This window comes from Sphingomonas spermidinifaciens (assembly GCF_002351485.1).
In the GTDB taxonomy this organism is placed as follows: Bacteria; Pseudomonadota; Alphaproteobacteria; order Sphingomonadales; family Sphingomonadaceae; genus Sphingomonas; species Sphingomonas spermidinifaciens.
On the sequence record NZ_NWMW01000002.1, the window covers coordinates 947614 to 972507 of the forward strand.

General features: G+C 68.4%; 27 protein-coding genes and 1 tRNA gene. 14 read left to right on the forward strand and 14 right to left on the reverse strand.

Annotation, left to right across the window (positions count from 1 at the left end):
• Positions 1–20: 20 nt before the first annotated feature.
• From COC42_RS14515 to COC42_RS14535, 5 genes are read left to right on the forward strand one after another with little or no spacing between them, the layout of a single operon-like run.
• Positions 21–530, forward strand: a complete 510-nt coding sequence (locus COC42_RS14515; RefSeq protein ID WP_096343986.1) for a 2Fe-2S iron-sulfur cluster-binding protein — start codon at positions 21–23, stop codon at positions 528–530.
• Positions 527–1510: an FAD binding domain-containing protein gene (locus COC42_RS14520; protein ID WP_096343987.1), complete on the forward strand. Its 984-nt coding sequence runs from the start codon at positions 527–529 to the stop codon at positions 1508–1510. Before COC42_RS14515 ends, COC42_RS14520 begins: the two co-directional genes overlap by 4 nt.
• Positions 1507–3840 carry a xanthine dehydrogenase family protein molybdopterin-binding subunit gene (locus tag COC42_RS14525; RefSeq protein ID WP_096343988.1) on the forward strand — a complete coding sequence of 778 codons (2334 nt, stop codon included), beginning with the start codon at positions 1507–1509 and terminating at the stop codon, positions 3838–3840. The genes COC42_RS14520 and COC42_RS14525 overlap by 4 nt, the downstream gene beginning before the upstream one ends.
• A 9-nt stretch (positions 3841–3849) precedes the next feature.
• Positions 3850–4668, forward strand: coding sequence for a glycoside hydrolase family 16 protein (locus tag COC42_RS14530; protein WP_245844165.1), 819 nt, complete (start codon positions 3850–3852; stop codon positions 4666–4668).
• 41 nt (positions 4669–4709) lie between these two features.
• Complete coding sequence (locus COC42_RS14535) at positions 4710–6290, forward strand: cisplatin damage response ATP-dependent DNA ligase (RefSeq protein ID WP_096343990.1); 1581 nt, start codon at positions 4710–4712, stop codon at positions 6288–6290.
• 154 nt (positions 6291–6444) lie between these two features.
• Here the strand turns inward: COC42_RS14535 and COC42_RS14540 are convergent, their stop codons facing one another.
• The 5 genes from COC42_RS14540 to COC42_RS14560 all read right to left on the reverse strand — a co-directional run bounded on the left by COC42_RS14540 (position 6445) and on the right by COC42_RS14560 (position 9806).
• Entirely contained in the window at positions 6445–7071 is a 627-nt protein-coding gene (locus tag COC42_RS14540) for a PAS domain-containing protein (protein ID WP_245844167.1), read from the reverse strand.
• Positions 7072–7148: 77 nt separating this feature from the next.
• Entirely contained in the window at positions 7149–7694 is a 546-nt protein-coding gene (locus COC42_RS14545; protein ID WP_096343991.1) for an LptA/OstA family protein, read from the reverse strand.
• Entirely contained in the window at positions 7694–8338 is a 645-nt protein-coding gene (lptC, locus tag COC42_RS14550; protein ID WP_176484696.1) for an LPS export ABC transporter periplasmic protein LptC, read from the reverse strand. Before lptC ends, COC42_RS14545 begins: the two co-directional genes overlap by 1 nt.
• 24 nt (positions 8339–8362) lie before the next feature.
• On the reverse strand, positions 8363–8983 hold the full coding sequence (locus COC42_RS14555; protein ID WP_096343992.1) for a ribonuclease D: 621 nt from the start codon (positions 8981–8983) through the stop codon (positions 8363–8365).
• A 31-nt stretch (positions 8984–9014) separates the two neighbouring features.
• Entirely contained in the window at positions 9015–9806 is a 792-nt protein-coding gene (locus COC42_RS14560) for a TerC family protein (RefSeq protein ID WP_096343993.1), read from the reverse strand.
• A gap of 210 nt (positions 9807–10016) precedes the next feature.
• Between COC42_RS14560 and COC42_RS18120 the strand changes: the two genes are divergently transcribed.
• From COC42_RS18120 to COC42_RS14580, 4 genes are read left to right on the forward strand one after another with little or no spacing between them, the layout of a single operon-like run.
• On the forward strand, positions 10017–10814 hold the full coding sequence (locus COC42_RS18120) for a cold-shock protein (RefSeq protein ID WP_096343994.1): 798 nt from the start codon (positions 10017–10019) through the stop codon (positions 10812–10814).
• Positions 10815–10839: 25 nt separating this feature from the next.
• A complete protein-coding gene (locus COC42_RS14570) occupies positions 10840–11661 on the forward strand; it encodes a glutaminyl-peptide cyclotransferase (RefSeq protein ID WP_245844170.1) in 822 nt (273 codons plus the stop codon).
• 20 nt (positions 11662–11681) lie between these two features.
• A complete protein-coding gene (locus COC42_RS14575; protein ID WP_096343995.1) occupies positions 11682–12656 on the forward strand; it encodes a glutathione S-transferase family protein in 975 nt (324 codons plus the stop codon).
• Positions 12657–12688: 32 nt separating this feature from the next.
• Positions 12689–13204, forward strand: a complete 516-nt coding sequence (locus COC42_RS14580; protein ID WP_096343996.1) for a hypothetical protein — start codon at positions 12689–12691, stop codon at positions 13202–13204.
• Between the two features lie 18 nt (positions 13205–13222).
• Here COC42_RS14580 and COC42_RS14585 read toward each other — a convergent pair whose 3' ends face one another.
• Together COC42_RS14585 and COC42_RS14590 are read right to left on the reverse strand one after the other, a co-directional pair.
• Entirely contained in the window at positions 13223–14380 is a 1158-nt protein-coding gene (locus COC42_RS14585; RefSeq protein ID WP_096343997.1) for a saccharopine dehydrogenase family protein, read from the reverse strand.
• A gap of 22 nt (positions 14381–14402) precedes the next feature.
• Positions 14403–16181, reverse strand: a complete 1779-nt coding sequence (locus COC42_RS14590; protein WP_096343998.1) for an ABC transporter transmembrane domain-containing protein — start codon at positions 16179–16181, stop codon at positions 14403–14405.
• Positions 16182–16283: 102 nt separating this feature from the next.
• On the opposite strand from COC42_RS14590, the gene COC42_RS14595 reads away from it, so the two are divergent.
• Positions 16284–17252 carry a cysteine synthase A gene (locus COC42_RS14595; RefSeq protein WP_096344237.1) on the forward strand — a complete coding sequence of 323 codons (969 nt, stop codon included), beginning with the start codon at positions 16284–16286 and terminating at the stop codon, positions 17250–17252.
• Positions 17253–17391: 139 nt separating this feature from the next.
• Here COC42_RS14595 and COC42_RS14600 read toward each other — a convergent pair whose 3' ends face one another.
• The 3 genes from COC42_RS14600 to ald all read right to left on the reverse strand — a co-directional run bounded on the left by COC42_RS14600 (position 17392) and on the right by ald (position 19299).
• Positions 17392–17847: a nuclear transport factor 2 family protein gene (locus tag COC42_RS14600; protein ID WP_096343999.1), complete on the reverse strand. Its 456-nt coding sequence runs from the start codon at positions 17845–17847 to the stop codon at positions 17392–17394.
• Positions 17848–17916: 69 nt separating this feature from the next.
• Complete coding sequence (locus COC42_RS14605) at positions 17917–18141, reverse strand: DUF3072 domain-containing protein (protein WP_096344000.1); 225 nt, start codon at positions 18139–18141, stop codon at positions 17917–17919.
• 51 nt (positions 18142–18192) lie between these two features.
• Positions 18193–19299, reverse strand: coding sequence for an alanine dehydrogenase (gene ald / locus COC42_RS14610; protein WP_096344001.1), 1107 nt, complete (start codon positions 19297–19299; stop codon positions 18193–18195).
• A 129-nt stretch (positions 19300–19428) separates the two neighbouring features.
• On the opposite strand from ald, the gene COC42_RS14615 reads away from it, so the two are divergent.
• From COC42_RS14615 to COC42_RS14630, 4 genes are all read left to right on the forward strand, one after another.
• The gene (locus COC42_RS14615) at positions 19429–19899 is read left to right on the forward strand and encodes an Lrp/AsnC family transcriptional regulator (protein ID WP_176484697.1); all 471 of its coding nucleotides are present in this window, start codon (positions 19429–19431) and stop codon (positions 19897–19899) included.
• Positions 19900–20250: 351 nt separating this feature from the next.
• Positions 20251–22095 (forward strand): potassium transporter Kup, encoded by a 1845-nt coding sequence (locus COC42_RS14620; protein ID WP_096344240.1) that lies wholly within the window; start codon positions 20251–20253, stop codon positions 22093–22095.
• A gap of 17 nt (positions 22096–22112) precedes the next feature.
• Positions 22113–22625: a 2'-5' RNA ligase family protein gene (locus tag COC42_RS14625; protein WP_096344239.1), complete on the forward strand. Its 513-nt coding sequence runs from the start codon at positions 22113–22115 to the stop codon at positions 22623–22625.
• Between the two features lie 58 nt (positions 22626–22683).
• Positions 22684–22760, forward strand: a tRNA-Met gene (locus COC42_RS14630).
• A 22-nt stretch (positions 22761–22782) separates the two neighbouring features.
• Here the strand turns inward: COC42_RS14630 and COC42_RS14635 are convergent.
• The 4 genes from COC42_RS14635 to COC42_RS14650 form a co-directional block, all read right to left on the reverse strand.
• The gene (locus tag COC42_RS14635) at positions 22783–23010 is read right to left on the reverse strand and encodes a hypothetical protein (RefSeq protein WP_096344002.1); all 228 of its coding nucleotides are present in this window, start codon (positions 23008–23010) and stop codon (positions 22783–22785) included.
• A gap of 43 nt (positions 23011–23053) precedes the next feature.
• Positions 23054–23944 carry an ROK family protein gene (locus tag COC42_RS14640; protein WP_096344003.1) on the reverse strand — a complete coding sequence of 297 codons (891 nt, stop codon included), beginning with the start codon at positions 23942–23944 and terminating at the stop codon, positions 23054–23056.
• A 66-nt stretch (positions 23945–24010) separates the two neighbouring features.
• Positions 24011–24199 carry a hypothetical protein gene (locus tag COC42_RS14645; protein ID WP_096344004.1) on the reverse strand — a complete coding sequence of 63 codons (189 nt, stop codon included), beginning with the start codon at positions 24197–24199 and terminating at the stop codon, positions 24011–24013.
• Positions 24200–24250: 51 nt separating this feature from the next.
• Entirely contained in the window at positions 24251–24832 is a 582-nt protein-coding gene (locus tag COC42_RS14650; RefSeq protein WP_096344005.1) for an inner membrane-spanning protein YciB, read from the reverse strand.
• Between the last annotated feature and the right edge of the window lie 62 nt (positions 24833–24894).

A 24894-nucleotide genomic window follows, 5' to 3' on the forward strand; every position in this document is an offset into this window, starting at 1 on the left:
ATATGCCGAAGGAGAGGCGCATGGCATTGATCGTCAACGGGATCGAGGCGCCCCCGCCCGCCGATCCGCGCGTGTCGCTGCTCGATTTTCTGCGCGAGCATCTGCATCTGACCGGCACCAAGGTCGGCTGCAACCAGGGCGCGTGCGGCGCCTGTACGGTGATCGTCGACGGGCGGCGGGTGCTGTCTTGCCTGACGCTGGCGGTGCAGGCCGACGGCGCGAGCGTGACGACGATCGAGGGGCTGGGGACGCCCACCGCGCTCCACCCGCTCCAGGCCGCGTTCGTCGAGCATGACGGGTTGCAATGCGGTTATTGCACGCCGGGCCAGATCTGTTCGGCGGTGGCGATGGTCGAGGAACTGCGCCGCGGCGTGCCGAGCAACGTCACTGCCGACGTGGCGGCGCAAGCGATCGCCGCCACGCGCGAGGAACTGCGCGAGCGGATGAGCGGCAATCTCTGCCGCTGCGGCGCGCACAACGGCATCATTGCCGCGATCGAGGATGCGTTCGGACTGGAGACCGCGGCATGACGCCCTTCACCTATGCGCGCGCCGACGCACCGGACGCGGCGGTGCGGCTGGGCGAGGGCGGCGCGCGGTTCCTGGGCGGCGGCACCAACCTGATCGACCTGATGCGCGAGCGAGTCGAGGCGCCCGGGGCGCTGGTCGATGTGAGCGGGCTGTCGCAGGCGATCGAGGAAACCGCAGAGGGTAGCCTGCTGATCGGCGCGGGGGTGCGCAATACCGCGCTTGCCGAGCATGGGCTGGTCCGCACCCGCTACCCGCTCGTCACCCGCGCGATCGTCGCGGGAGCGTCGGCGCAGATCCGCAACATGGCGACGGTCGGCGGCAACCTGATGCAGCGCACCCGCTGCACCTATTTCTACGACGTCGAGGGATCGCGCTGCAACAAGCGCTCGCCCGGCGAGGGCTGCGACGCGCGGGGCGGGTTCAACCGCATCCACGCGATCCTCGGCGCGAGCGAGGCGTGCGTCGCGACGCATCCGTCCGACCTGTGCGTCGCGCTGGCTGCGCTCGATGCCGTGGTACATGTCGAGGGGGCGGGGGGTGCGCGCACGATCCCGTTCGGCAACTTCCACCTGCTGCCCGGTGAGACGCCCGATCGCGAGACAGCGCTCGAACCCGGCGAGCTGATCAAGGCGGTCGAGCTGCCGCCACTGCCGATCGCCGCGCACTCGCGCTATCGGAAGGTCCGCGACCGGGCGAGCTATGCCTTCGCGCTGATCTCGGTCGCGGCGGCGCTGCGCGTCGAGGGCGGCAAGGTCGCAGAGGTGCGGCTCGCGCTTGGCGGCGTCGCGCACCGCCCGTGGCGTGCCCATGCGGCAGAGGCGGCGCTGGTCGGCGCGCCGGCGAGCGAGGCCAGCTTCCTCGCCGCCGCCGATGCCGAACTCGTGGGCGCAGTGCCGCTGCGCGACAACGCGTTCAAGATCGAACTCGCGCGGCGGACGATCGCCGCTGTCCTTTCCGACCTTTCGGAGGCAGGCGCATGAGCATCATCAAGGGCGCGAAAGCGCGCGCACAGGGCCTTGCCATGGGCGCCCTCGCCAAGGCGGTGGCGCTCGCCCCCGACAGCTGGATTCCCGGCAGCACCCCCGATCCGCTGATCCGGCGGCGGAGCGGTCACACCGGCAAGCCGATGTCTCGGCTCGACGGGCCGCTGAAGGTCGCGGGGCAGGCGCGCTTCGCGGCGGAGATCGCGCTGCCCGGCATGGCTTACGCCGCGCTCGCGCACGCTACGATCGCCAAGGGCCGGATCACCGCGCTCGACACCGCGGCGGCAGAGGCTGCGCCGGGCGTCGTCCTCGTGATGACGTACCGGAACGCGCCGCGGCTCCAGCGTCCGCCAGTGTTCATGTCCTCGGCCAAGGCCGCGTGGGGCGACGACCTGCCGATCCTGCAGGACGATCAGGTCCGCTGGAACGGCCAGCCGATCGCCGTGGTCGTCGCCGAGACGCAGGAGCAGGCCGACCATGCGGCGAGCCTCGTCACTGCGATCTATGCAGAGGAGCCCGCTGCCACCGCTTTTGCTGAGGCGAAGTCGAAGGGGAGCAGCCCCGGCAGCTTCATGATGCAGCCGCTCCACAACGAGAGCGGCGACGCCGAGAAGGCGCTGGCAGCCGCGCATTTCCGCGTCGATGCGACCTATACGACGCCGCGCCACAACCATAATGCGATCGAGCTGCACGGCCTCACCTGTGCCTGGGAGGCCGACGGGACGCTGCGCATTCACGACGCATCGCAGATGGTCGCGCACGAGGCTTGGACGCTCGCCAGGATCTTCGGCCTGGCCGAGGAGAAGGTGGTCGTGACCTCCCCCTTCGTCGGCGGCGGGTTCGGCGGCAAGGGACTGTGGCAGCATCAGGTGCTCGCCGCCGCCGCGGCGAAGCTCGCCGAGCGGCCGGTGCGGCTGCTGCTGCCGCGCGAGGGCGTCTATCGACTCGTCGGCGGACGCGCGCAAACCGAGCAGCGCGTCGCGCTCGGCGCCGATGCGAACGGCAGGCTCACCGCGCTCATCCACACCGGCTTCACCGCCAAGCCGCCCGCGAGCGCCATGCCCGAGCCGTTCATCGTGCCCACGCGTAGCGCCTATGCCGCGGGCGCAATGCTCCTCGACGTGCAGGTGGTCGAGGTCGATGGCCTGTCGAACACCTTCATGCGCGCGCCGGGTGAGGCCGTCGGCACCTTCGCGGTCGAATGCGCGATCGACGAGCTGGCAGAGGTGGCGGGCATCGACCCGATCGAGCTCCGTATCCGGAACGAGCCCGATAAGGACCCCGTGTCGGGCCTGCCTTTCTCCGGCCGCAACCTCGTCGAGGCGTATCGCCTGGGGGCCGAGCGGTTCGGCTGGGACCGGCGTTCGCCTGCACCGCGGTCGCGGCGCGAGGGCGAGTGGTGGGTCGGCATGGGCTGTGCCACCGGTACCTATCCCTATTACCGGATGCCGGGCGGCGCGGCGCGCATCACCCTGACCGCAGAGGGGGCGACGGTCGACATCGCCGCGCACGAGATGGGAATGGGCACCGCCACGGCTGCGACGCAGGTCGCAGCCGACCGGCTCGGCCTCGACCCCGCGGCGATCACGTTCAACTATGGCGACTCGACTTTGCCCGGCACGGTGATGGCGGGCGGGTCGCAGCAGACCGCCTCGATCGGCGCGTCGGTCGTCGCCGCGCATCGTGCGCTCGTGGCCGAGCTCGTCAAGCTCGCGGGGAACGACTCGCCGATCGCGGGAGCCAAGCCCGATGAGCTGTCCTGCCGCGACGCGGGCCTCTGCCGCGCCGATAACGAGGCGGCGTACGAGAGCTATGCCTCGATCCTTGCCCGGGCCAACCGTCCGTCGATCACGGTGGAGGCGACCCCGTCGATGCCGTTCGAGATGATGCACTGGTCGATGCACAGCCATTCCGCGATGTTCGCCGAGGTGCGGGTGAACGCGGTCACCGGTGAGATCAGGGTAAGCCGCTTCCTCGGCAGCTTTGACTGCGGCCGCATCCTCAATTCCAAGACTGCGGCCAGCCAGTTCAGGGGCGGCATCATCATGGGCCTCGGCCTCGCGCTCATGGAGGAGACGCAGTTCGACGCGCGCACTGGGCGGATCATGAACCCCAGCCTTGCCGAATATCACCTGCCGGTGCATCTCGACGTGCCCGATATCGAGGTGATCTGGACCGACATCCCCGATCCCCACACGCCGATGGGCGCACGTGGAATCGGCGAGATCGGCATCACCGGCACCGGCGCGGCGGTCGCGAACGCGGTCTATAACGCGGTCGGCAAGCGCGTGCGCGATCTGCCGATCACGCTCGACAAGCTGTTGTAAGGAATGACGATGATCCTGCTGGCGATGGCCCTCCAGACCGCGACGCTGGGCGCCACCAACTACACCGTCGATGCACCCATGACGGTGCCGGCGGGCAAGCCCGATCTGGCCGACGAGTTCGACGGCCCGCGCGTCGATACGCGTGTCTGGCGCTACGACACCTCGCGCAACGCGGTGGGATGGGCGAACAACGAGAAGCAATATTACGCCGCCGATCGGCGCGAGAATGCGCGCATCGAAAAGGGCGCGCTGGTCATCGAGGCGCGGCGCGAGACGCTGTCGAAGGATCGCTTCGCCGACTGGGGCGGGCAGGGGTACAGCTCGGCCAAGCTCGTCAGCCGCGAGGCGCTCGGCTACGGCTTCTATTCGGTGCGCGCGCAGCTGCCGTGCGAGCGGGGCAGCTGGCCAGCGATCTGGCTGTTGCCAGAGCGCGGCAAATGGCCTGACATGGGCGAGATCGACATCATGGAGATGGTCGGCTGGGACGCGGGCGTCGTCCATGGCACGCTCCATTCGGGCGATTACAACCATATGAAGGGGACGCAGCGCGGCGCGCAGGTGCGCGTGCCCGACGCCTGCACCGCATATCACGACTATCAGCTCGACTGGCGGCCCGATTCGATCACGATCGGCATCGACGGCCGCGCCTATATGCGCGTGCCCAACACTCAGGCGGGTGACAAGGGTGCCTGGCCGTTCGACCGGCCCTATCACCTGATCCTCAACCTCGCGGTCGGCGGCGACTGGGGCGGCAAGATGGGGATCGACGACAGCGCGTTCCCGATGCGCTTCTCGATCGACCATGTGCGCTACTGGAAAGCGAAATAAGCGCGGGCCGCACCATTTCGTCCGGCGCGCGTTAGGCGGTCATGCGCGCCTTTGCCGACCTGCTCGACCGCCTGATCTATACGCGGTCGCGCAATGCCAAGCTCAAGCTGATCGCTGACTATCTGCGTGCGACGCCCGATCCGGATCGCGGCTGGGCGCTGGCGGCGCTGACGGGCGAGGTCGATTTGCCGGCGGTCAAGCCGGCGCTGATCCGCGCGCTGATCGCCGAGCGCGTCGATCCGGTGTTGTTCGCGATGAGCCGTGATTTCGTCGGAGATACGGCGGAAACGGTGGCGCTGCTCTGGCCCGAGCCCGCGGAGAAGCGCGCGTACAATGCCGAGCCGCTGACGGTCGCGCAGGTGATCGACCGGCTCGCCTCGCTCAGCCGCTCGGATGCGCCCGCCGTGCTTGCCGACATGCTCGACCGGCTGGAGGCCGACGAGCGGTACGCGCTGCTCAAGCTCGCGACCGGCGGACTCCGGGTGGGCGTGTCGGCACGGCTCGCCAAAACGGCGCTGGCGCAGGCCTTCGGCCTCGACGTCGATGCCGTCGAGGAGGTGTGGCACGGGATCGCGCCGCCCTATGCCGAGCTGTTTGACTGGGCTGAGGGGCGGGGCGCACAGCCCACGGCCGCCGACGTGCCGGTATTCCGTCCCTTCATGCTCGCGCATCCGCTCGAGGACGGCACTGTCGACCTTGCCGACTATGCCGCCGAGTGGAAATGGGACGGTATCCGTGTGCAGCTCGTCCATGTCGCCGGTCAGACGCGCCTCTACAGCCGCGCGGGCGACGACGTGACGGGCAGCTTTCCGGAGGTCGCCGCGGCATTTGCGACGCCGGGCGTGCTCGACGGCGAATTGCTGGTGAAAGGCGAGGCGCAGGGCGGCGAGGCCGCGAGCTTCAACGCGCTGCAACAGCGGTTGGGCCGCAAGGTCGTCTCGGCGAAGATGCTCGCCGATTATCCCGCGTTCGTCCGCCTCTACGACATCCTGTTCGACGGGCCGGAGGATTTGCGGACACTGCCCTGGGCCGAGCGACGCCAGCGGCTGGAGGCGTTCATGCCCCGCCTCGATCGCGACCGGTTCGACCTCAGCCGGGTCATCGACGCAACCGACTTCGACGCGCTGACCGAGATCCGCGCGGGTGCCCGCGACTCGGCAATCGAGGGCGTGATGCTCAAGCGGCGCGACTCGCCCTACGTCGCGGGGCGGCGCGTCGGCCTGTGGTACAAGTGGAAGCGCGATCCGCTGACCGCCGATTGCGTGATGATGTACGCCCAGCGCGGCAACGGCAAGCGGTCGAGCTTCTACAGCGATTACACCTTCGGCTGCTGGACCGAGGACGGCGAACTGCTGCCCGTCGGCAAGGCCTATTCGGGCTTCACCGACGAGGAGTTGAAATGGCTCGACCGGTTTGTGCGCAACCACACCGTCCAGCGCTTCGGCCCGGTGCGCGAGGTCGAGAAGACGCTGGTGCTCGAAGTCGCGTTCGATTCGATCCACGAATCGAAGCGCCACAAATCGGGCCTCGCGATGCGCTTCCCCCGCATTGCGCGGATCCGGCGCGACAAGCCGGCGGCGGAAGCGGACCGGGTGGAGACGCTCCAACGGATGGTAACGTGAGTGCGCTTCGTCCTACGGGAGTGGGATCGCTCAGCAGCGGAGCGTGGCGCCAAGTTGTGAACGGCCACAGTCTCACTGGGGCGACCAGGTTCTGAGCTGCTTGACCCCTCAGCCACCACCGTCGTCAGCCCGACCGTAGTCGGGGTTACGGTGATTACAGCCCCGCTTCGACCGCCAGCCGCACCATCTCCGCCGAGCGACTGATGCCGAGGCGTTCCATGACGATCGCGCGGTGCATCTTCACCGTCTTTTCGGAAAGACCCAGCACGCCGGCGATCTGCTTGTTCAAGAGCCCCTTGGCGACGAGCATCAGCACCTGGCGCTGACGCTCGGACAGCGCCTTGATGCTTTCGGCCGCGCGGATGCGGCGGCTGGTCGAGGGACCGGGCACGCCCTCCGCCAATTCGACCTGCGAGCCGACAAAATAGGCGAGTGCGCCTTCCTCGTCGAACATCGGCGCGACGACGACGGCGTTGCGGAAGGGGGTGCCGTCCTTCTTGTAGTTGAGAATCTCGACTAGCACCGGGCGCTGCTCGCGCACGCCCGAGCGGATTTCCTCGGTCAGCCAGGGCTCGGTTCCCGACCCGGCGAGAAAGCGGCAGTTACGCCCGAGGATCTCGTCGCGCCCATAGCCCGTCAACGAACAGAACGCCTCGTTACAGGCGACGATCGGATTGTCCTGGATGCGTGGGTTCGAGATCACCGATGCGATCGGGCTGCCCGCGATCATCGCCTCGACCCAGGGCTCGATGGTCAGGACCGGTTCAGGGAAAGGCGACATGACCGTACAATAATCATTCCGGCCAAGTTGTTCCAGTAGCGTTACACCTTTCGCGCCGAACGGCACGAAGTCGGACGTCAGCGACGCTCGGGTACGGTGAAGCGCCCGGTCACGCGTCCGCTCTGGCGCACCACGCCGTTGTCGGTCGCGGTCCCGCCCGCGCCGCCGCCGACGGAGGAGCCGTCGATGACCGCACGCCCGGTGTCGAGGTTGATCGACAGCCGCCCGCCGGTCACGGTGTTGGTCCCCTGCGTGAGCGAGACGCCGCCAAGCATCGTGATGACCCGCCGGTTGAGGTCGTAGACACCGTACTGCGCGCGCGCGCGCTGCTGCGGCCGCACCACCGTCACGCCGCCCGAGGCATCCAGCCGAGACACCTGCGGGCTGCCACCGATCACCTGGCCGGTATAGGCGACGGTCACGCGGTCGGCGGTCAGCGTCATGTTCGACTGGCGGATATTGACCCCGCCCGACAGCACGGCGCGGTTGGCGCGATCCTGAAGCTCGATCGCGTTGGCGGCGAAGTCGATGGGTGCAGCGGTGTCGTGCCGCTGCGCCCCCGCGATACCAGGAAAGGTCGTGCCGGCGAGCACGAGTGCGAGCGGGGCGAGGGCGCGAAGCATCAGCGCCTATTTGCGCGCTTCGGGACGATCCGCAAGCGGGCGTCGCCGACGATTCGCACGGTGCGCGCCTCGAGATCGGCTTCGAGCCGGTTGCCGCTGAAATTGCCTTGCGGGGTCGAGCCCGTCACCGCGCCGCCCGACCGCAGCCGACGAGTGCGCAGATCGACCGTCGCGTCGCGCGTGTCGAGCGCATAGCCATCGGCGGCGCGGACGGCGATCGGACCGTCGACGGCGACGCGATCGGTTTCCATGTCGTAGCGGCCCTGGTCGGCCTTGATCGTCGCGGGGCCGTCCTGAAGCTCAATGCCCGCCGCCAGCTGGTTGAGCCGGACCACACGCTCAGCGGAACTCTTCTGCACCGCCGAGCCGGCATCGAGCTCGAACGCCCGCCCCTTATCATCGGCGCCGCGGTAGCGCGCGGCCTGGATGCGCATCCGCTCGGCGGCGATGTCCACCTTGTTCTTGTCGAGCACGAACGACACGTCGCCGCCCATGAACAGGGGCGCCATGACAAGGAACGCCGCAAGGATGCCGATCCCCATCGGCAGCACCACCTGGAGCAGCCGCACGAGCGCGTCGTGGCGGCTGCCGGGGGCGGCCCAGCGCTGGCGCTCGGTACGGACGCGGACGGCGATCTCGGACAATGGCGGCTCCCGGCGGGTGGGCGGTCAGGCGTGGGCGAAGATATCGACCTCGGGCCAGCCGGCAAGGTCGAGCTCGGCGCGCGCGGGCAGGAAGTCGAAGCACGCCTGGGCGAGCGCCGTCCGCCCCTCGCGCGCAAGCCGCTTGTCGAACTCCGCCTTGAGCGCGTGGAGAAATCGCACGTCGGAGGCGGCATAGTCCTTCTGCGCGTCCGACAGGTCGGGGCCGCCCCAGTCCGAGGATTGCTGCTGCTTCGAGATGTCCTGGCCGAGCAGCTCGCGCACCAGCTCCTTGAGGCCGTGGCGGTCGGTATAGGTACGCACCAGCCGCGAGGCGATCTTGGTGCAATAGACCGGCGCCGCGACGACCCCCAGATAATGGCGGATCGCCGCCACGTCGAAGCGGGCGAAGTGGTAGAGCTTCAACCGCGCGGGATCGGCGAGCACCGCACGCAGATTGGGCGCGGCATAGTTGCTGCCGGGCGCGAAACGGACGAGATGCTCGTCGCCGCCGCCATCCGACAGCTGCACGACGCAGAGCCGGTCGCGCGGGGTGATCAGGCCCATCGTCTCGGTATCGACGGCGATTGAGGCGCCGGGGGCGAAGACGCGCGCGGGCAAGTCTTCCTCATGGAAATGAACGGTCATCGCCGGCCCATAGGCAAAGCCGGGGCCGGGCTCAATGCCCGGCCTTCGCCCGCTCACGCCGCCGCCGGGCGAAGATGTTGAGCATCTCCACCCCGGCGGAGAACGCCATCGCCGTGTAGATATAGCCCTTGGGAATATGCGCGCCGAACCCCTCCGCGATCAGCACCATCCCGATCATCAGGAGGAAGCCGAGTGCCAGCATCACCACTGTCGGGTTGCGGTTGATGAAGTTGGCGAGCGGATCGGCGGCGATCAGCATGACCGTCACCGCGGCGATGACAGCGACATACATGATCTCGACATGCTCGGTCATGCCGACCGCGGTCAGGATCGAGTCGATCGAGAAGACGATGTCGAGGAGGATGATCTGTACGATCGCGGCGGTGAACCCGATCTCGACCGCGCTGCGCGTCTTGTCGAGCAGTTCCTCGCTTTCGCCGCCGTCGAGCGTGTGGTGAATTTCCTTCGTTGCCTTCCACATCAGGAACAGGCCGCCGGCGATCAGGATGAGGTCGCGCCACGAGAATTGCGTCTCGAAACTCGGCTCGCCATGCGCGCCGAGCGGCCCGGTGATGCCGAGGTCGAAGACCGGCGCCGTCAGTGCGACGATCCAGGCGATCGCGGTCAGCAGGAGCAACCGCATGACGAGCGCCAGCCCGATGCCGATTCGCCGCGCCTTCTGCCGATCGGCCTCGGGCAGCTTGTTCGACAGGATCGAGATGAAGATCAGGTTGTCGATGCCGAGCACCACCTCCATCACCACGAGGGTGACGAGAGCGGCCCATGCGGCGGGGTCGGCAAGAAGAGCGGAGATGTTTTCCATGACCTGTGCTTTCGCCGCGACGAAAGCCCGGCGCAATGCTTGGTTCCGGATAAACGACGTTTCTGCGACGATTTCGTTCGCGGTGGCGGCGTTTATCGGTTATGTCCTGACAAGAAGCGCGCGGTTTCCGGGCGCTGGAACACCTGCGTTATTCGTCCGGCGCTTGGGGTTAAGGGATTGCAACGGGCGAACCGGGAAGACGAACAGGGCATGAGTTTCGATCGAGGGCGCGGCGGTGGCCGCGGTGGCCGCGGCGGCAAGGACAAGCGCGACTTTTTCGGCGGCGATGAGTTCGGCGGCGGCGGTGGCGGCTTCGGCGATCGCGGCGGCTTCGGCGGCGGCGACCGCTTCGGCGGTGGCGGCGGCTATGGCGGCGGCGGCGGCGGTTTCGGCGGCGGTGGCGGCGGTTATCGCGGCGGCGGTGGCGGCTTCGGCGGCGGTGGTTTCGGCGGTGGCGGCGGCGGTGGCCGCGGCATGCCCCCGCAGGTCGTCGGCGAGGGTACGGGCGTCGTCAAGTTCTTCAACGGCCAGAAGGGCTTCGGCTTCATCGTCCGTGACGATGGCGGCGAGGACGTGTTCGTCCACATCTCCGCGGTCGAGCAGGCGGGCCTCACCGGCCTGGCCGAGGGTCAGCCGCTGGGCTTCACGCTCGTCGATCGCGGCGGCCGCATCTCGGCCACCGAACTCAAGATCGAGGGCGAGCCGCTTCCGGTCACCGGCGGCGGTGCGCCGCGCGGCGATCGCGATGCCGGGCCGCGCGGTGGCGCCGGTGGTCCGCAGCGCCAGCTGACCGGCGAGCGTTCGTCGGGCACGGTCAAGTTCTTCAACGCGATGAAGGGCTTCGGCTTCATTCAGCGCGATGACGGCCAGCCCGATGCGTTCGTCCACATCTCGGCCGTCGAGCGCGCAGGTCTACCGACGCTCAACGAGGGTGACCGGCTCGAGTTCGAGCTCGAGGTCGATCGTCGCGGCAAGTACGCCGCGGTGAACCTGAACCCCGTTCAGTAACCGGCCGGTCGAAGGGCACGCCCACGTGCGCGCCGCGACGATCCTGAATATCGCCGCGTCGGTTCTTGCCGGCGCGGCGTTTTCATGCGCGGCGTTCCTGGCCCCGTCACGGGCGCAGGAGGCGGAGCCCGCTGCCACCTGTCCCGTGCCCGCGCTCGAGCCCGTGCGCATCGTCGCGCGGATGCCGCACGACCCGCGCGCGTTTACGCAGGGGCTGATCTTCCACGAGGGAGCACTGCTCGAAACGACCGGGCAATATGGCGAGTCGGAGCTCCGGAGGATCGACCTGCGTACGGGCCGCGTGCTTGCACGGCGCGCGCTGCATCAAAGCCAGTTTGGCGAGGGGCTGGGACGCATCGGCGACGAGCTGGTCGTGCTCACCTGGACGAACGGCTATGCCCCCCGCTTCAACGCGGACACGTTCCGGCCGCTTGGCGGTTTCCGCTATGCGGGCGAGGGTTGGGGGCTGACCACTGACGGCAAACGCTGGATTCGCTCGGACGGCAGCGACAGCCTGATCTTCCACGATCCCACCACCTTCGCGGAGACGGGCCGCGTCCGCGTGACCTTGGCGGGCACGCCGCTGCCGCAGCTCAACGAGCTCGAATGGGTCGACGGGCAGGTCTTCGCCAATGTCTGGCACAGCGACGTTATCGTCGCGATCGACCCGAGGACGGGCTGCGTCGCCCGCCGCTTCGATCTCACCCCGCTGGCGCGCGAGGTCGCCGCGCCCGATCCCGAAGCGGTGCTCAACGGCATTGCATGGGACGAGAAAGGCCGGCGACTCTTCGTCACGGGCAAGGACTGGCCGCGATTGTTCGAGATCGCGCTGCCGGAGCGGAACTAGCCTGACTGCGTTAGGGACGCATGGGCAAGCTGATCGACGGCAAATGGACAAGCGGCGACGCGGTCGCGCCGACCAACGACAAGGGCGAGTTCGAACGCGCGGACAGCGGCTTTCGTGGCTGGCTGACGCGCGATGGCGAACCGGGCCCGGACGGTCAGAAGGGATGGCGGGCCGAGCCCGGCCGCTATCGCCTCTATGTCAGCCTTGCCTGTCCCTGGGCGCATCGAACGCTGGTCGTGCGCGCGCTCAAGCAGCTCGAAGACCTGATCCCCGTCACCGTCGTCGGTCCGGTTATGGGCGAGCACGGCTGGAGCTTCGCCGAAACCTATGGCGGGACCGGCGAGCCGCTCTACGGCCTCGACCATCTCCATCAGCTCTATACCCGCGCGCGACCCGAGATGACGGGCAAGGTGACGGTGCCGGTGCTGTGGGACGAGCACGAGCGGACGATCGTCAGCAACGAGTCCGCCGACATTCTGCGGATGCTCTCGACTGCGTTTGACGATCTGGGCGCGGTAGCGGGCGACTTCTATCCCGCCGAGCTTCGAGGTGAGATCGATGCGGTGAACGAACGCGTCTATCCGGGCCTCAACAACGGCGTCTATCGTGCCGGGTTCGCGACGAAGCAGGCGGCGTATGAGAAAGCTGCGCGAGAGGTCTTCGCAACCCTCGACTGGCTGGAGGCGCGGCTCAACGGGCGCGAATGGCTGGCCGGCGGTCAGTTGACCGAGGCGGATATCCGCACCTTCACGACCCTGGTGCGCTTCGATCCCGTCTATCACGGTCATTTCAAATGCAACTGGCGGCGGCTGGTCGATTATCCGCGCCTTTCAGATTTCGCCGCCCGCATTGCCGCGCTGCCCGGCGTCGCATCGACAATCGACCTCCACCACATCAAGACGCATTATTATCGCAGCCATCCCGACATCAATCCGACGGGCATCGTACCAATTGGTCCGGCCGATGGCCTTGTCGGCGCGGCGGAGGGCGGTTGAACGCGGGCGCCGGCGCCCGCATAAGGCGCGATATGTCGCGTACCGCCCTCCTCGCCGTTCTGCCGCTCCTCGCCATCTCGGGGTGCGTCGCGCCGTCCCGGCCGCTGCCCAGCCCCCCGCCGGCGCCCCGGCCAACCCCTGCGCCCGTCCCCGTGCCCGCCCCGCCGCCACCACCCCCCGCGTCGAGCGACTGGCGCGACTGGCCGCTGACGCCGGGGAACTGGCGCTATGCCGCGGTGCCCGGCGGGTCGGTGGCGCGATTCGGAGCGGGGGTCGCGACTCTCTCCTGCGACCGGACGAGCGCGAGCGTGACCCTCACCTTTCAGGGGAGCGGCACCCGCGCGGTCGTGCGGACCAGCAGCACCGCGCGCACGCTGGCGCTGACGCCGGGAACGGGGGGCGTGTCGGTGCGACTGCCCGCGCGTGATGGCCTGCTCGACGCGATGGGCTTTAGCCGCGGCCGTTTCGTGGTGGAGGGTGTTAGCCCGCGGCCGCTCGTCATTCCCGCCTGGCCGGAGATCCTGCGCGTGGCCGAGGATTGCCGGTAGGGCTTTCCTCCGAGGCCTTCACCCCGCCCGAAAGGTCAGACCCGCCTTCGCCGCCAGCCGGTCGCGCAGCCGCTCGCCCAGCAGCGCCGTCGGCGTCCAGACACCGCCCTCGCTTCCGGTCTCGCCCAGAAGGAGCGCCGTTTCCGCGATCATCTTCGACGTCGAGCCGTAGCCGGGGTCCATGTCGCCGGTCACCACTGCCTCGGCGCGATCGCCGTCACTCATCTCGGCGATGAAGAGAAGGTCGTAGAAGCCTGCCTCTCGCTCCTCGCGGGTCGGCCCTTCGCCGGGCGCCGGCCCCTTGTCGCCGCCGATCGGATTCATCTTGGTGATCGCCTCGGCCGCCGCTTTGCCGAGTTCCCCCAGGCCCGGCGCGATCATCATCTCGTCATAGACGAAGTCGGTGCCATAGGCGTGGCCGGCGAGCGCGTTGGTGCGGTGGACGTTCTTGGTGTTGATCGTCGCCATGACGAACGGCGCGACCCAGGCGCCGACCGCGGCGTCGTATTCGGGGAGCATGCCGGTGGGCTGCGACGGCCCCTCGAACCCCGGCGTCAGCGCGAAGGGGTTGAGCATCAGCTTCAGGATGCTGGGGTCGCGGGCGGCGGCGGCCATCGTCGCCTTGGCGCTGGCGAAGGTGCCGCCCGAGAAGGTGCCCTGCATCTTGCGGATGCGGCCCTTCACGCGAGGGGCGGGGCGGCCGAACTTCGCGCTGGCCGCACGCTGCGCCTCATAGACGCCAAGGTCGAAGGGGATGGAGTCAAAGCCGCAGGAGAAGACGATCCGCGCGCCCGACGCCTTCGCATCGGCATCGTATTTGTCGATCATCGCACGCATCCAGGCCGGTTCGCCGCACAGGTCGACATATCCGGTGCCGGTATGCGCGGCGGCGGCGACGAGTGGCTCGCCGTACAACTGATAGGGGCCGACGGTGGTCAGCACGACCTTCGTCCGCTCGCACATCGCCTTGAGCGCGGAAGGGTCGTCGGCGCCGGCGACGATCAGCGGGGTGTCGGCCGGCGCGCCGACCTCGGCCCGCGCCGCTTCGAGCTTGGTGAGCGAGCGGCCTGCCATTGCCCAGCGGGGAGCGGGATCGCGCTTCGCCAGATATTCGGCCACGAGCTTCCCCGTATAGCCGGTGGCGCCATAGACGATGACGTCGAACTCGCGATCCATGTTCCGCTCCCGATCAGTTTCGTTATGCAACCTCATTGAATTGCAGCGCCGCGAGCCGCGCGTAAAGCCCGCTGTTCGCGGCGAGCGCCGAATGGGTGCCGGTCTCGACGATCCGGCCGTTCTCCATAACGACGATGCGGTCGGCGTTGCGCACGGTGGCGAGGCGGTGAGCGATGACGAGCGTGGTGCGCGTCGCCATCAGCCGCTCGAGCGCGTCCTGCACCAGCCGCTCGCTCTCGGCATCGAGCGCCGAGGTCGCCTCGTCGAGGAGCAGGATCGGCGCGTCGCGCAATAGCGCGCGCGCAATCGCAATCCGCTGGCGCTGCCCGCCCGACAGTCGAGCGCCGCCCTCTCCGAGGAAGGTGTCGAGGCCCTGAGGGAGCGTGCGCAGGAACTCGGCGGCGTTGGCCGCCTCGGCGGCTTCCCAGATCGCTTCGTCGCTCGCGTCCCAGCGGCCGTAGCGCAGGTTGTCGCGGGCCGAGGCGGCAAAGATCACCGTCTCCTGCGGCACCATCGCGATGCGCGCGCGCACGTCGGCGGGATCGGCATGGGCGACGTTGATGCCGTCGATCCGCACCTCGCCCGCTTCCGGGTCGTAAAAGCGCTCGGCAAGCTGAAAGAGCGTCGACTTGCCCGCGCCGGAGGGGCCGACGACGGCGACCGTCTCGCCAGCTGCCACGTCGAGCGTGAAATCGTAGAGCGCGGCATGTTCGGGGCGCGTCGGATAGCGGAAGGTGACGCGATCGAACGACACGCGCCCCTGCGCCGGTTGCGGCAGCGGCTGCGGGTTCGCCGGCGCGGCAATGTCGGGCGTCTCGGCGAGCAGCTCGGCCAGCCGCGCGGCGGCGCCGGAGGCGCGGAGGAGATCGCCGTAGACCTCGATCAGCGCGCCGAACGCGCCGGTGACGAGGCCGGCGGTCAGTACGAACGCGGTAATCGATCCGCCGGTGCTCCGGCCCGACGCGACGTCGGCGACCGCTTCCCAGATGATGAGCGTGACCGCGCCAAAGAGGAGGAGAATAACGAGCGCAGTCATCATCGCGCGCGTGCCGAACCGCGCCTTGGCGGTGGCGAAGCCGCGATCGACCGCGGCGGCGAAGCGGTCGGCCTCGCGCCCTTCCTGCCCGAACGCCTGAACGATCTTCATAGCGCCCAGCGCTTCGTTGGCGGTTGCGCCAATGTCTGCCACCCGGTCCTGGCTCGACCGCGACAGCCGCCGGACGCGCGCGCCCAAGAGGAAGATCGGCAGCACGATCAGCGGCAGGCCGAGGATGAGATAACCGGCGATCTTGGGGCTGAGCGCAAAGAGATAAACGGTGCCACCGACGCCGACGAGGAGGTTGCGAAGCGCGACCGATACGGTCGATCCGACGATCTGCTCGACGATCGCAGTGTCGGCGGTCAGGCGGCTGGCGATCTCCGACGGCCGGTTCTCCTCGAACCAGCGCGGCGCGAGGCGAAGGAGGTTCCGCTGCACTGCCACGCGCATGTCGGCGACCGTCCGTTCGGCCAGCCAGGAAACGAACCAGAAGCGCGCGGCGGTCGCAAAGGCGAGCACCGCCACGACCATCAGCAGCCGGTGGAAATAGGGCGCGATCGCCGCCGCGTCGCCGCCCGCGAAGCCGTTGTCGACGACCAGCTGAAAGGTGCGCGGGATGTAGAGCGTCGCCGTCGCCGCGACCAGCAGCGCGAGAACCGCGCAGGCGAGCTGGAGCGGATAGCGCTGCGTGAAGCGCCAGACGACGAGGAGGTTCGAGAGTTTGCGCGGCGGGGCGGTCGGGGCGGGGGCAGCGGTGGCCATGCGCGGGGCCTAGCGCGAAGCGCGGGGCGGGGGAAGGCGGCCGATCGTCCCGGAAAGCGATGCTTGCTTGGCGGGGCGGGCGGCGGCGCCTATCTCCCGCCCATGCATATCGCCGCAGACACGATCGCGCTCATCGGTAACACTCCGCTCGTCCGGCTGAAGGGGCCGAGCGAGGCCGCGAATGCCGAGATCTTCGCCAAGTGCGAGTTCGCCAATCCGGGCGCGAGCGTGAAGGATCGCGCTGCCCGCTTCATCGTCGAGGATGCCGAGGAGAAGGGGCTGATCCGGCCCGGCGGCACCTTTGTCGAGGGGACGGCGGGGAACACCGGCATCGGCCTCGCGCTGGTCGCCAATGCCAAGGGCTATAAGACGATCATCGTCATGCCCGAGACGCAGAGCCGCGAGAAGATGGACACGCTGCGCGCGCTTGGCGCCGAGCTCGTGCTCGTGCCCGCCGCGCCCTATTCGAACCCCGGCCATTTCGTCCACACCAGCCGCCGCATCGCCGAGGAGACGCCGAACGCGGTCTGGGCCAACCAGTTCGACAATATCGCCAATCGCCGCGCCCACATCGTCGGCACCGCGCCCGAGATCTGGGAGCAGATGGAGGGGCGGGTCGACGGCTTCACCTGCGCGGTGGGGACCGGTGGTACGCTGGCGGGGGTGGGGCTCGGCCTCAAGGAGAAGGACGCGAACATCCGTATCGCGCTCAGTGACCCGCATGGCGCCGCTCTCTACGAATATTACGCGCATGGAGAACTGAAGTCGGAAGGGTCTTCGGTCGCCGAGGGGATCGGGCAGGGGCGGATCACCGCCAATCTGGAAGGCGCGCCGATCGACACACAGTATCGCATCTCCGACGCCGAGGGTTACGAGTGGGTTCGCCGCCTCCTTGACGAGGAGGGGCTGTGCCTCGGCCTGTCGTCAGGGATCAACGTCGCCGGCGCCGTGCGGCTGGCGCGCGACATCGGGCCGGGCGCGCGTGTGGCGACGATCCTGTGCGACACCGGATTCCGGTACCTCTCCACGCTCTACAATGACGAGTGGCTGAAGGCGAAGGGACTCACCTGATCCTCCCCGTCCCGGGGAGGTTTGCTTGACGTACCCTGGCGGAGGCCGGCGTCCAGTTGCGCCCCGCTGATAGGAGCGTGTCGCGCCTTACCTGACGTGCCGCAGTTGAACCCCGGCTTACGCCGGGGGTACGGCGTTGCTAGTGGACCCTCACCTCTGCCTCGCCCACGCTCGCACGAGGCAGGCCGGCCCCCTTGCAGACCGATACGCCCTCGAAGCTGGCGATGCGCCAATGATCGGTGCGGCGCATGAGAATCACGCAGTCCGCAGAGGCCACCGGATCGCCCGTCAGGCAGTCGCGGATGGTCAGGAAGGCGCGGACTTTCATCTCGCGGCCGCTCGCCGCGCGATCGACGATGATGTTGGTAAAATGGTGGCGCCAGTTGCCGTGCCCGCGCGCCTGAATGTCGTCGGGCACGCGCATGATCCCCGCGCGGCCCTCGATCGTGTCCATGCCGCATTTGGCGAAGCGCGCATCTACGGTGAACAGCTGCTCCCATTCACCCGCATCGTGATGATCGAGCGCCCAGCAATAGCGGCTCAGCACCTCGTGCAGTTCGAGCTTGGTGACGGGATCGACGCTCGACAGACCCATGACGACTCTCCAACGCTTATGGTTTGCTGTATCAAACCATGAGCGAGGGAGAGGTTGCAAGACTGGAATCTAGGTTCCGGTTCCGCGACCGGTTTTCGCCTGCAGCGCGTCAATCGCTTTCGACGCGTCGGCCTTGGTCAGCGAGTCGTCAAACGATTCGCCCGCTTCCTCGCTCAGCGTCTTCAGATAGCTCGCCTGGGCGCCGGTCATGGGCTCGTCGCCGGTCGTCCAGTCGTCGGGGTCCTTCTCGGCGTTCGAGAATGGCTCGGTCTTGGGGTTTTGCGGGTCGGCCACGGGAAATCTCCTTCGCCGTGGCCAACGCACGATGTTCTCAATGTGTTCCGGTCATGCGGTCCAGGGCTGATAGGGCAGGTCGAGATCGTCCGCGACTGCCTTGAACGCGATCTTGCCCTGGTAGACGTTGAGCCCGTTGGCGAGGTGCCGGTCAGCCTTCATCGCCGCCTCCGCGCCCAGATTTGCGAGGCGGAGCGCGAAGGGCAGCGTCGCGTTGTTGAGCGCGAAGGCGCTGGTACGCGCAACCGCGCCGGGCATGTTGGCGACGCAATAGTGGATCACGCCATCGACCTCGAACACCGGATCCTCGTGCGTAGTGGCATGGCTCGTCTCGAAGCAGCCGCCCTGGTCGATGGCGATGTCGACCATCACCGAACCGCGCTTCATCGTCTTCACCATCTCGCGCGTGACGAGCTTGGGCGCCGCCGCGCCGGGGACGAGCACCGCGCCGATGACGAGGTGCGCGTTCTTCACCGCCGCCGCGATCGCCGCCTTCGAAGCATAGGCGGTCTTGATCTGGCTGGAGAAGAACATGTCGAGTTCGGCGAGGCGATCGTTGTTGATGTCGTAGATCGTCACGTCGGCGCGCATGCCGACCGCCATCTGCGCGGCGTTCACGCCCGAAACGCCGCCGCCGAGGATCGCGACGCGCGCCGGCGCCACGCCCGGAACGCCGCCGAGCAGCACGCCGCGGCCGCCCTGTTCCTTCTCGAGATAGTGCGCGCCGACCTGCACCGACATGCGGCCCGCGACCTCGCTCATCGGCTTCAAGAGCGGCAGGCTGCGCGAGTCGCTGGTGACGGTTTCATAGGCGATGCAGGTTGCCCCCGACTTCATCAGCCCCTCGGCCTGCGGCTTGTCGGCGGCGAGGTGGAGATAGGTGAAGAGCGTGTGGCGCGGCTCAAGCAGCGCGATCTCCTGCGGCTGAGGCTCCTTGACCTTCACGATCATGTCGCTCTGCGCGAACACCTCGGCCGCGGTCGCGACGATGCGCGCGCCGGCGGCGACATAGTCCTGATCCTCGAAGTCGATGCCCCCGCCCGCCCGGGTCTCGACGGTGACCTCGTGCCCCGCGGCGACAAGCTCGGCAACCGAGGGCGGGGTCAGGCCGACGCGATATTCGTGGTTCTTGATTTCCTTGGGCACGCCAATCCGCATCGCTCATCTCCTGGTCTAGTATCGGCCGATACTAGCATCGGTGCGCAGGCTATGTCCGTGCAAAGGCACCCGTATGACCGTCCGCTTGTGCATGGATCACGCTCGCAAAGTCCTTTAGGGGCGTGATCCATGCAGATCGACCGCATCGACCGCGCCATCCTGCGCGTGCTGGCCGACGATGCTCGCGCCCCGGTGGCGCGCGTCGCCGACCAGTGTGGCCTTTCCCAATCAGCGTGCTCGCGCCGCATCGCGGCGCTCGAGGCGGCGGGCGCGATCCGCGGTTATGGCGCACGGCTAGGAGCACGGCGACTCGGCGTCCATGTGACGGCGCTGGTCGACATCACCCTGTCGACTCAGGTCGAGGAAGACCTTGCCGCCTTCGAGCGCGCGGTAGGCGCGATCCCCGGGGTCGTCGGCTGTGCGCTCGTCTCGGGGCAACAGGACTATCGCTTGACGATCCTTGCGCGCGACCTTGACGATTATGAGCGGCTGCACCGCGAGCATCTGGGTCGACTGCCCGGTGTCACCACGATCAATTCGAGCTTTGTCCTGCGCGAGGTGCCGACGCTGGGCGAGGCGGAGGCGATGCTGGGCGGGTGAAATCCTATCCCCCCCACGGCGAGGGGGAGGGCGGCGCCAGCCGGCGGTGGAGGGGAATGCCAGGGCCGCATCGCTTGCGGCGCCCCCCCCTCCACCAGCCTGCGACTGATCCCTCTTTGGGCGCCGGGGAGAAATGCCCACGTTGCGGGCTGCAGCGCACAATGCTATCGGCGCGCCGATCATGGACCGGACCGTCGCCACTGCGCTGACCTCGCCCCTGCCGGCCGCTCGGAAAGCCGCGCGCCTGTGACCCCTCCAGAAGGCGCGGCCGCCGTCGACGGCGCCCCCGCCCCCGCCCCCGCCGAACCTCTTCCCGAGGCGACCGCCGCGCACCACCACCCCGACCAGCCGATGTGGCGTCTGGTCGTCGGCGCGATCGGCATCGTGTTCGGCGACATCGGCACCAGCCCGCTCTATGCGATGAAGGAAACCTTCATCGGCCACCACCCGCTGCCGGTCGAGCCCTTCTTCATCTACGGCGTCGTCAGCCTCGTCTTCTGGACGATGGTGATGATCGTGACGATCAAATATGTCGGCTTCATCATGCGCGCCGACAATAATGGCGAGGGCGGGAGCATGTCGCTGCTCGCGCTCATCACCCGGCGGAGCGGCGGCGCCGGATGGACCGCCAGCCTCGTCATGCTCGGCGTGTTCGCGACCGCGCTGTTCTACGGCGACAGCGTCATCACCCCCGCCATTTCGGTGCTGTCGGCGGTGGAGGGGCTGACAACGGTCAACCCTGGCTTCGCGCCGTTCGTGCTGCCGATCGCGACCGCGATCCTCGTCTTCCTGTTCGTGCTCCAGGCGCGGGGCACGGAGACAATGGGCAAGCTGTTCGGCCCGATTGTGCTCGTCTATTTCGCGACGCTGGCGGTGCTGGGTGTCATACAGATCGTGACCCGGCCCGAGGTGCTGTTCGCCCTGTCGCCGCATTATGCGTTCGAGTTCTTCGCGACCCGGCCGGGCCTTGCGTTCCTCGCGCTCGGTTCGGTCGTGCTGGCCGTCACGGGAGCCGAGGCGCTTTATGCCGATATGGGGCACTTTGGGCGCAAGCCGATCTCGATCGCCTGGCTGTACCTCGTCTTCCCGGCGCTGATCCTCAATTATCTGGGCCAAGCGGCGCTGCTGCTCAACGATCCCAGCGCGGCGCAGAACCCCTTCTTCCGCATGGCCCCTGACGAATGGCGCCTGCCGCTCGTCATCCTCGCGACGATGGCGACGGTGATTGCCAGCCAGGCGGTGATCTCGGGCGCCTTCTCGATCACGCAGCAGGCGATCCAGCTCGGCTTCATCCCGCGGATGCGCATCACCCACACCAGCGCGACCACCGTCGGCCAGATCTATATCCCGACGGTCAACTGGACGCTTTTGGTCATGGTGCTGCTGCTGGTCTTCACCTTCGGCAACTCGACTGACCTCGCCGCGGCCTATGGCATCGCCGTCACGGGCACGATGTTCATCACCACCTGCATGCTCGGCGTGCTGATGTGGCGCGTGTGGCGGTTCAATCGCTTCGTCGCGGGCGGACTGTTTGCCGCCTTCCTCGTCATCGATGGCGCCTATCTCGCGTCGAACATGCTCAAGGTGACCGACGGCGGCTGGTTCCCGCTGCTGGTCGGCATCGTCATCTTCACGCTGCTGACCACCTGGTCGAAGGGGCGCAAGCTGATGATGGAGCGGCTGCGCGAGAGTGCGATGCCGATCAAGGTGTTCATCCAGTCGGCCGCCAATTCGGCAACGCGCGTACCCGGCACCGCCGTCTTCATGACCTCGACGCCCGAGGGGGTGCCGCATGCGCTGCTCCACAACCTCAAGCACAACAAGGTGCTGCACGAGCGGGTGATCCTGCTGACCGTCAAGGTCATCGACGAGCCCTATGTCGCCGAGGTCCATCGCGTGCGGCTCGAGCATCTGGAGAACGGCTTCCACCGCATGGTGCTCTGCTACGGCTTCATGGAGGAGGTGGACGTCCCCGCTGCCTTGAAGCGCATCCACAATTGCGAGGGCGAGTTCCGGATGATGGAGACGAGCTTCTTCCTCGCCCGCCAGACGCTGCTCCCCTCCGCTCGGCCCGGCATGATGATCTGGCGCGAGAAGCTGTTCGCCTGGATGCTGCGCAACGCCGAAAGCGCGATGGAGTTCTTCCGCCTGCCCACCAACCGCGTCGTCGAGCTGGGCAGCCAGGTGGAGATTTGAGCGGCGCCGACGCGCCCATCCCCCCCGCGGGAGCGCCTATCATCGTGACGGCGCTATTCGGGGCGGAGGATACGGCGTGGCTGACGGGGCTGCGCCGCGCGCACTTCCCGCCCGAGCGCAACCATCTCGACGCCCATCTGACGCTGTTCCACCACATCGCGCCGAGCCTCGCGCCCGAACTCAAGCAGCGGCTGGTGGCCGAGACGCGCGGGATTCCGGCGCCAAAGGCCCGGATCGGCGGCACCATGTCGCTGGGGCGGGGGACCGCCTTCCGGATCGAGAGCCCCGAGCTCGAGGCGATCCGCGCCCGTCTTGCCGATGCGTTCCGCGGCCTGCTGATGCCGCAGGATCAGGCCGGCTGGCGTCCGCACGTCACCATCCAGAACAAGGTCGAACCTGCCGCCGCAAAGGCGCTGAAGGCCGAGCTGGAAGCCGGGTTCAGCCCGCGGCCGCTCGCAATCGCCGGGCTGGCGGCGTGGTGGTATCGCGGCGGCCCTTGGGAAGCGTTGAGCCGCCACATGTTCGCTTGACCGGGGGGCGGGTGGCCGATATGTGGCCCGCCTCGCCGCCATGCGGCAGGCCCGTCGGGGCGGAGTAGCTCAGTTGGTTAGAGCAGCGGAATCATAATCCGCGTGTCGGGGGTTCAAGTCCCTCCTCCGCTACCACGCTTGTTCATCCGGCATCGCCTCAGCCGTGATACTCCCGGAAAACGCCCCTGATCGTCGCGCCCCGACCGCCGCACTCGCGGCAGCGTGAGCGTCGCTCCGCATCGGCGACGTGGGTCAGCGGTCCATAGACCTTCGCGATCATCTTCGGCGGCAGGATGACGGTGCGGCGACAGGTCCGGCAGCGGATCTCGGCGTGCTGACATCTGCGCTCGAAATCGAGCACCACGCGAATCGTCCGGTCGGCCATCCGCGAACGGTGAGCCGAGTTGCAGGCTGTAGGAAAGCGGCGATTAGGCCATCTCGGCTGCCCGCCGCGCCAGCATCAGCGCGCCGAGCAGGCCGGCATCGCCGTCGAGCGCGCTCGGCGCGATCACCGCATCGATCGCTTCGCCCGGCAAGAGGTAGCCGTTGTCGATCGCCCGTGCCTCGCGCCGGATGCGGTCGATCAGGCCAGGGGTGTGCAGCACCCCGCCGCCGAGCGCGATGCGGCGCGGCGACAGGGTCGCGATCAGCGTGACCGACAGGTGCGCCAGCGCCTGGGCGATGATGTCGTGGCCGACATGATCCTCGGGCAGCTCGGACAGCGAGCGGCCCCAGCGGTCGATGATCGCGGGGCCGGACGCGATCCCCTCCAGGCAGTCGCCGTGATAGGGGCAACGGCCCGCGAAGCCGAGATCGGCGGCATGGCGCGGCACGCGGAAATGGCCCATCTCGGCATGGCGCTCGCCGTCCAGCGGCACGCCGTCTACCACCACGCCGCCGCCGATGCCGGTGCCGACCGTCACATAGACGACCACGCCGCCGATGCCGCCGATCGCCGCCTCGGCCATTGCGGCCGCCGCTACGTCGGTGTCGAAGCCGATGGGGACGCGCGCCTCGCCGACGATGCCGGGGACAAGCGGCGTGCCGCTCCAGCCGGGCTTCGGCGTCTGCAGGATCTTACCCCAGCCAGGGGAGCCGCGGTCGCGGTCGATCGGGCCGAAGCTGCCGATGCCGTAAGCGGCGATCGGGCCGTGTGCGGCGGATGCCGCCGCGAAGAAGGCGCGGACCGCCGCCAGCGTCGCCTCGGGCGTCGTCGTCGGGATGCGCGCGCGCTCGCTGATCAGGCCCCAGTCGTTCCCCAGCGAGCAGACGAACTTGGTGCCGCCCGCCTCGACACAGCCATAGATACGCTCACCCATATGCGCCTCCCGGAACTGGCGCGGCTCTAGCGCACGTGGTTCTGGCAAGGTCAAGCGGGCGTGGGCTCAGTCCGGCCGGGACTGGCCGCGGTCGAGCGTGTCGCTGGGGCGGCGGGCATCCCCCTCGGCCTGATGCTCGGTCGACAGATTGGGTGCGGGCTGCGTCTTTGTGCCGCTATCGCCGGCGGTGCTCTTCTCGCCCGGCTCGGTCGAGAGGTTGGGGTCGGGCTGGGTTCGGGTATGTTCGTCGGCCATCGCGAAAGCTCCTTCGCGTTTCCAACGGCTTGGGCGGCGGGGGCGTTCCGCTCAACCCTCTGGCGGCGGGACCGGGGCGTCCGCCGGTTTCTCGAGCTGCAGGCCGTGGCGCAGCAGCATGGGCACGTTGGCGAAGGTGAAGATCAGCGTCGCGGGGATCATGCCCCAAGTTTTGAAAGTTACCCACTGATCCCAGTCGAGTGATGCGCGCGCGACCTCGTTGGCGACCGCTGACACGGCGAAGAACGCCGTCCAGTTGATCGTGAGCTGCCGCCACCCGCGCGCCGACAGGCCCGGATAGGCGCTTTCGAGAAGGCTCTGGAGCAGCGGTCGGCCGGTCGCGAGGCCGTAGGCGAGCAGCACCGCGAACATCGCATAGACGAAGGTCGGCTTGACCTGGATGAACACGCGGTCGTGAAAATAGAGCGTCAGGCTGCCGAACACGAGGACGAGCCCGCCCGACAGCCACAGCATCGGCGAGATGTGGCCCGCCTTCACCCAGGAAAAGATCAGCGCCGCGGCGATCGCGACCATGAACGCCGCCGTCGCGGCAAGGATGCGGCCGATCTCGTTGCCGGGCGCGAGCGCGTTGACCGCGAAGAAGACTGCGAGCGGGCCGTAATCCACCGCCATGCGGAGGGCGGGGGAGAGGGGGGCTTTGCTCACGAGGCTTCTCCGTTCGCTCCGAGCGAAGT

Coding starts and splice junctions, on each gene's coding strand:
- COC42_RS14620 (WP_096344240.1), top strand. CDS start 20,251: ATGTGGCGTCTGGTCGTCGGCGCGATCGGCATCGTGTTCGGCGACATC.
- COC42_RS14580 (WP_096343996.1), top strand. CDS start 12,689: ATGTCGCGTACCGCCCTCCTCGCCGTTCTGCCGCTCCTCGCCATCTCG.
- COC42_RS14600 (WP_096343999.1), bottom strand. CDS start 17,847: ATGGGTCTGTCGAGCGTCGATCCCGTCACCAAGCTCGAACTGCACGAG.
- COC42_RS14640 (WP_096344003.1), bottom strand. CDS start 23,944: ATGGGTGAGCGTATCTATGGCTGTGTCGAGGCGGGCGGCACCAAGTTC.
- COC42_RS14520 (WP_096343987.1), top strand. CDS start 527: ATGACGCCCTTCACCTATGCGCGCGCCGACGCACCGGACGCGGCGGTG.
- COC42_RS14575 (WP_096343995.1), top strand. CDS start 11,682: ATGGGCAAGCTGATCGACGGCAAATGGACAAGCGGCGACGCGGTCGCG.
- COC42_RS14595 (WP_096344237.1), top strand. CDS start 16,284: ATGCATATCGCCGCAGACACGATCGCGCTCATCGGTAACACTCCGCTC.
- COC42_RS14555 (WP_096343992.1), bottom strand. CDS start 8,983: ATGACCGTTCATTTCCATGAGGAAGACTTGCCCGCGCGCGTCTTCGCC.
- COC42_RS14540 (WP_245844167.1), bottom strand. CDS start 7,071: ATGTCGCCTTTCCCTGAACCGGTCCTGACCATCGAGCCCTGGGTCGAG.
- COC42_RS14590 (WP_096343998.1), bottom strand. CDS start 16,181: ATGGCCACCGCTGCCCCCGCCCCGACCGCCCCGCCGCGCAAACTCTCG.
- COC42_RS18120 (WP_096343994.1), top strand. CDS start 10,017: ATGAGTTTCGATCGAGGGCGCGGCGGTGGCCGCGGTGGCCGCGGCGGC.
- COC42_RS14585 (WP_096343997.1), bottom strand. CDS start 14,380: ATGGATCGCGAGTTCGACGTCATCGTCTATGGCGCCACCGGCTATACG.
- COC42_RS14615 (WP_176484697.1), top strand. CDS start 19,429: ATGCAGATCGACCGCATCGACCGCGCCATCCTGCGCGTGCTGGCCGAC.
- COC42_RS14530 (WP_245844165.1), top strand. CDS start 3,850: ATGATCCTGCTGGCGATGGCCCTCCAGACCGCGACGCTGGGCGCCACC.
- COC42_RS14535 (WP_096343990.1), top strand. CDS start 4,710: ATGCGCGCCTTTGCCGACCTGCTCGACCGCCTGATCTATACGCGGTCG.
- COC42_RS14545 (WP_096343991.1), bottom strand. CDS start 7,694: ATGCTTCGCGCCCTCGCCCCGCTCGCACTCGTGCTCGCCGGCACGACC.
- ald (WP_096344001.1), bottom strand. CDS start 19,299: ATGCGGATTGGCGTGCCCAAGGAAATCAAGAACCACGAATATCGCGTC.
- COC42_RS14645 (WP_096344004.1), bottom strand. CDS start 24,199: ATGGCCGACGAACATACCCGAACCCAGCCCGACCCCAACCTCTCGACC.
- COC42_RS14650 (WP_096344005.1), bottom strand. CDS start 24,832: ATGGCGGTGGATTACGGCCCGCTCGCAGTCTTCTTCGCGGTCAACGCG.
- COC42_RS14635 (WP_096344002.1), bottom strand. CDS start 23,010: ATGGCCGACCGGACGATTCGCGTGGTGCTCGATTTCGAGCGCAGATGT.
- COC42_RS14515 (WP_096343986.1), top strand. CDS start 21: ATGGCATTGATCGTCAACGGGATCGAGGCGCCCCCGCCCGCCGATCCG.
- COC42_RS14525 (WP_096343988.1), top strand. CDS start 1,507: ATGAGCATCATCAAGGGCGCGAAAGCGCGCGCACAGGGCCTTGCCATG.
- COC42_RS14560 (WP_096343993.1), bottom strand. CDS start 9,806: ATGGAAAACATCTCCGCTCTTCTTGCCGACCCCGCCGCATGGGCCGCT.